The following is a 5000-nucleotide window of genomic DNA, read 5'->3' on the forward strand; positions in this document are numbered from 1 at the left end:
TCCTTGAAATCATCGAAGTTAGCTTCCAGCAAGTATTTGAACTGGTTGGAAATGGAAAAATCTTTCTGGAGTTTTAACACGCCCTTAAGGATGTTTAACACAATGTTGGCCAGTCTGAATCCGGCAGCACCCGCAATTATGATTCCTAAAAGTTCGAACACTCCGTGGGGCAGGGTATAGATAATGAAGTCACCTAAAACATAGTGAGATGCAGTGTAACCAATAAATACTCCGTTGAAGATCAGGTAAATAGCGGTAACCACTCCGACAATCAAGCCACCGCCGTAGATTAAAAAGGCAATTTTGATGTTGTTCAAAAATATGGAGATGGTATTGAGCTGTAAATCACCTTCGGTAACGCGTTTCTTGAATGCTCCCAGTATACCTCCCAGGATAGGCTCCAACATCCCAGCAAAGGCGTATCCTATGAACATGGAAGAAATCAGCATCATGGCCGATAACACCAAAAATATCTCATTCCGGTTGTAAAGCCCACCAAGTAAACCTTCATATTTTTCTCTGGCCATGGAACTAGAACTCCTGATTTTTCTTACCTTAATGATTTAATATAATATGACCTTAACATAATATATACTCATGACTCTCCTAATATAGTTTCAGCCTTTTTACTGGCCTTTTCCCTTTTCCTTTGCAGATCTTCAAAGAAATCCTTTATCATCTCACCCGCCATGGCTTTACATTCGCCACACATCACGCTACCTTCCTGGCACTGGTGGTATATCTCTTTTAACCGGGTATCTGATGGTATAAGATGATAGAGTAACATCTCATAGACTACACAATCCTCAGGAATTCCTCCCCTTTCTTTTTGTTCTTCTAAACTTTCTCTTCCACCAGTTTTGGCGGATTTTAATTTCTTCATAGCCACTTCTGGTGGGTCACTCAGGAATATGGCAGTTTTTGGTTGGCTACTGGACATTTTACCACCGGTCAAACCGGTGATAAAACGGTGGTAGGTGGAAGAGGGGGTTATGAAATGGAACTTGGAATGGAAACGGTCGGCAATATCTCGGGTTAGGCGTATGTGTGGGTCCTGGTCTGGCCCTACTGGAACCACCGTGGGTTTAGGGCCTCCACAATCCTCCAGTTGGGGGTGTAATATGTCGGCTACCTGTATGAGGGGTGCGTAGATATGTCCAATGTTGGTTGACCCGTTAAAACCGTAAATTGCTTTCATTTCATTCATATTTACCTTTTTTGCCAGTTTATAGGCCAGATCAGTCACTATTTTGTTTTCAGACTGCAGGTAAATGTGCAGGTTTTTATCGGGATCCAGACCCAGGGCCAGGTAGTTGGTTATGTATTCTTCAATGGCTATTCTTTTGGCCTCTGGAAATTCAATTCCCCGGGCAGAGTAAGATTCCATATCGGCAATGGGGATGTAGATTTCGGCGCCATTTTCCTGGTACCAGATGAGCTGGTCCACGATCATTTTGTGGCCGATGTGCATTTTCCCACTGGGCATCATACCGGTTACCACTGCGAATTTACTCTTTTCACGGATGGCTTTAACAATTTTACCGTAATCTCTATGTCCAAATATGATTCCCCTTCTCATGAGGGTGTGGGGATCTTTCAGGTCACCTAAAATGTCTTGGAATGGTTTTATTCCAAATTCTTCAATGAGCTTTTCATAGTTTACTATGGCTGAACTCCATGGATCTATCAATAAATCACCTTTAATATGATAATCGTTGTTTAATTAGTTTATAAAGTTTGGTATGCCTTCAAAGTCATTATGGCCGGGTCCACTCAACATTGTAGTAGGTTATGTCCTGTTCATCATCCACCACTGCCAGCAAGAGTTTTTTGTTAACTCCATGGGCCACGCGAACATAGCTGGAAAAATTAAGCACGGATATATCCTGATTTTCAGTTAAAACCCTCACCACAAAATCAGAATGACCATTACCCGGGGATTTACCTCTTTCGTATAATCTAAACTCAGAACCATATTTGAAACCAGTTTTAACTATGTATCCTCGGTTTCTAAGGTCCCGGTAAACAATGTAGCGGTAAAAGAGGTCTTCATTCTGGATAATCTTCCTCATCTGGTGGGGGGAAATGATTTTTCCCTGATTTTCACGGTCTAAAATGTTTATTTTTCCCTTTTCCTGGAGATAAAAGGCCTCTATTAATGAAAGTTGCAGTTCTTCCTGGTTGTATTTACCGTAGTGACTTTTCTCACTTAAAGCCACTGCTTTTTTATCTTTGATTATTACTAGTTCTCCAATTAACTCGGCATCCATATAATTTCACCTATTTTTTAAATGACTGGGAAAATTACCCAGGGGATAAGGGTATTTTGAATGTTATCCTGAAGGTTTATGATTCTCTGGATTTTTAGTTAATCCCGGGCATGTAACCGCTGCAAGTCGCCTTCTTTTTTGTTCAGGCGGACCATGAATTCGGCAATCAAACCGTCCAGGAACAAGTGGGTGCTATCCTCGAAAAGGGTTCCCATAGGGGTCAGATCATCGTAGTTTCCCTTGAGAACATGGGAAGTGTAATATTTCCAGGGAACTTTGCTTTTACTGTCGATGTTTACCACCACGTTGGAATTCTTTCCCAGGGTGGATTGGGGGTCGGTGGTTATCCCTATTACTTTAGTTCCAACTTCACTGGCAGTTTCTGCAGCAAGGGTCACGGTTTTGGTTTCTCCTGAACCGGAGATTGCTATGAGGCAGTCCTCTTGGGTAAGGGCAGGGGTGGTTACATCGCCCACTACATGTACCGTGAATCCCAGGTGCATCAGGCGCATGGCAAAGGCTTTACCCACCAGTTCTGACCTTCCACTACCGACAATGAAGGTGGAGTTTGACCCAGTTATGCAATGGATCATCTGTTCTACCTGTTCAAAGTCAATGCGGCCAATAACTTCCAGGGCATGTTTGGCTATTCCTTCTGCGGTTTTTTTTAGATATTCCATATTCTATGAACCTTTATTTTTTTTCATTATCTTGTGAATAAGGTTATTTGCCCGGAATTTGTTGTTAAATTATAGTCCGGTGATTCTGATACCGGCCAGTTTAATTTTATTGCGTATATTGAGGTTTATCAAGAGAGGAGTAATTTTTTCCACTATTCGAGCGTTTTCCAGGTTTCCACAGTCTATGGCCCGGACTCCGGGTATTTTTTCGGCCAGTTTCATGGCTTCTTGTTTGGATTCCTCATCATCTCCGGAGATTAAACAATCACACTCCACACTGTTACCTATATTGGTTAGACTGGCCGCACTTATATTGTTGAAAGCAGACACTACCTTCACGTTTTTACTTTTTAGAAAATTAGCACTTCTTTCTGCTGCGGAGCCATCCCACACATTAACGTACTTCACGGGACTGCCACCCAGACAGCTTTCCATGGGAACCGTGGCATCAATTAGAATCTTACCCTCCACATGGTCTTTTATACTTTTGAGGGTAATCATCTGGGCCTGAAGGGGCACCGTTAAAATCAACAGATCCGCTTCATGGCATACTTCTTCATTGGTCATTCCCTTAACATTGGTGGATGCATCGGATTTCAACGTGTTTTTAATGAGGTCAACTGCATTATCAGCCTTTTTAACATCCCTTGACCCCACAATTACCTGTTCTCCTGCTTGGGCAAATCGCATTGCCAGTCCCATTCCCTGATCTCCAGTTCCACCTACAATTCCAATTTTCAAGAAAAACATCCCCTAATTTTTTTACTTAATTTCCATATTTCTTTCAAACTTTCTTTTTGAATAAAATTCACTATGATCCAAAATTAGATTAAATGTTCTAATTAAGTATTTGTGTGCCAGTCCACTAAAATTTTTTTAAAGGTTCATCCTGGTTGTAATAGATGTAAGTTGGGGTGATGGGAAAAATTTGGTGTTACGTGCGCAAACTATATATAGTAGTAACACAAAAAGATGTGTAAAATCAATGACTTAACGTCAATCATTATTCCCGACAGTTAATAACATGCAATAAATGATATTATATGTTTTATAAAAACCAATTTAGGTTTTAATACGTTTTTTAACGGTTAAAATATTTTATAACATTCACATAATGGCACTGTTTTGTCATTATGGTTTTGGTGATAGTGTCTTTTTTTTTATCTATCTGCTAATAATGTCTCTTTTAAAGAGAATGCTCAAAAATAGCAGGGGTCATGTTCCCATGCTATTTCTTATATAATACTAAATTCACAGATTAGAGGTGTTTCAATGTACGGTATGCGGTTCAAAGAACCCAATAGTCTTTAGTGGCGATTGTGGCAAACTGACAAAACCCAAATGGTCCGCAAACTAGCGGCATGTCCGAAATTGGCATGATTTTGTCGGAATGAACCAACGGAGGAATTTTATTAAGCGAAATTTATTTAAAGCGGTTACTATTGCTGCTTTAGTCTTATGTGCACTGCCGGTGAGTAGTGCTTCAAGTATAGGCGGGTATTTTATGCCTGGAGGAATGTACGGAGGAGAATCCGGATACTACTACTGGGAGGATTACTGTCCCCTGTGTGACCATTACGGTTGCCTATTAGTGAATCCCAAGGGAACTTACGAAGGTGAAGTTACCTGTTCCATATGTGACGCAGACTACGATGGATGTACTGGATACGACAAATCTGGATCTGGTGCAAGGGCTCGATTGATCCCGGCTGTCCTGGAAAAAGAGGAACCTGAAGTCACAGCCCAGTCTACCGAGGAAACTTCAGTACAGAATACCAATAATACCACAGTAACTCCCAATGCAACTGTAGAATCACCAGAACCTGAAATAACTTCTAAATCATTAGTTCCAATTTCAGATCACCCTGAAACTACCACAACTGTTGATATAGGCATTGACAATGTACTGGTAAACAACACAGTTCTACAGGCCCACCTAAAGAAATTAACTGAATTTGGCTGGTCCTAACATTAAAAACCAGCCATGGATATTTTTTTTAATCTACTAAATCAATTATTTTTTAAAATAAAATTAGTTCAAAATGCATTT

6 protein-coding genes (1 of these 6 cut by a window edge) are annotated in these 5000 nt (G+C 40.6%); 1 reads left to right on the forward strand and 5 read right to left on the reverse strand.

Annotated elements, in window-relative coordinates:
• The 5 genes from CIT02_RS11250 to npdG form a co-directional block, all read right to left on the reverse strand.
• Nucleotides 1–527, reverse strand: the 5' portion of a protein-coding gene (locus CIT02_RS11250; RefSeq protein ID WP_292612540.1) for a stage II sporulation protein M. It extends 106 nt beyond the left edge of the window; the window shows 527 of its 633 coding nt (coding positions 1–527); its start codon is at nucleotides 525–527; the stop codon falls past the left edge of the window.
• Nucleotides 528–595: 68 nt separating this feature from the next.
• Nucleotides 596–1690, reverse strand: a complete 1095-nt coding sequence (locus CIT02_RS11255) for a tryptophan--tRNA ligase (RefSeq protein WP_292612542.1) — start codon at nucleotides 1688–1690, stop codon at nucleotides 596–598.
• 67 nt (nucleotides 1691–1757) lie between these two features.
• A complete protein-coding gene (endA, locus tag CIT02_RS11260; RefSeq protein ID WP_292612544.1) occupies nucleotides 1758–2270 on the reverse strand; it encodes a tRNA-intron lyase in 513 nt (170 codons plus the stop codon).
• A 98-nt stretch (nucleotides 2271–2368) separates the two neighbouring features.
• Entirely contained in the window at nucleotides 2369–2950 is a 582-nt protein-coding gene (hxlB, locus tag CIT02_RS11265; protein WP_292612546.1) for a 6-phospho-3-hexuloisomerase, read from the reverse strand.
• A 69-nt stretch (nucleotides 2951–3019) separates the two neighbouring features.
• The gene (gene npdG, locus CIT02_RS11270) at nucleotides 3020–3691 is read right to left on the reverse strand and encodes an NADPH-dependent F420 reductase (RefSeq protein ID WP_292612548.1); all 672 of its coding nucleotides are present in this window, start codon (nucleotides 3689–3691) and stop codon (nucleotides 3020–3022) included.
• Between the two features lie 763 nt (nucleotides 3692–4454).
• Between npdG and CIT02_RS11275 the strand changes: the two genes are divergently transcribed.
• The gene (locus CIT02_RS11275) at nucleotides 4455–4919 is read left to right on the forward strand and encodes a hypothetical protein (protein WP_292612550.1); all 465 of its coding nucleotides are present in this window, start codon (nucleotides 4455–4457) and stop codon (nucleotides 4917–4919) included.
• Nucleotides 4920–5000 lie beyond the last annotated feature (81 nt).

Source organism: Methanobacterium sp. BAmetb5 (assembly GCF_003491305.1).
Lineage (GTDB): Archaea > Methanobacteriota > Methanobacteria > Methanobacteriales > Methanobacteriaceae > Methanobacterium.

What these genes read in the sequence shown, in the direction of transcription:
- endA (WP_292612544.1), bottom strand. Translation starts at nt 2,270, where the DNA reads ATGGATGCCGAGTTAATTGGAGAACTAGTAATAATCAAAGATAAAAAA.
- hxlB (WP_292612546.1), bottom strand. Translation starts at nt 2,950, where the DNA reads ATGGAATATCTAAAAAAAACCGCAGAAGGAATAGCCAAACATGCCCTG.
- CIT02_RS11275 (WP_292612550.1), top strand. Translation starts at nt 4,455, where the DNA reads ATGCCTGGAGGAATGTACGGAGGAGAATCCGGATACTACTACTGGGAG.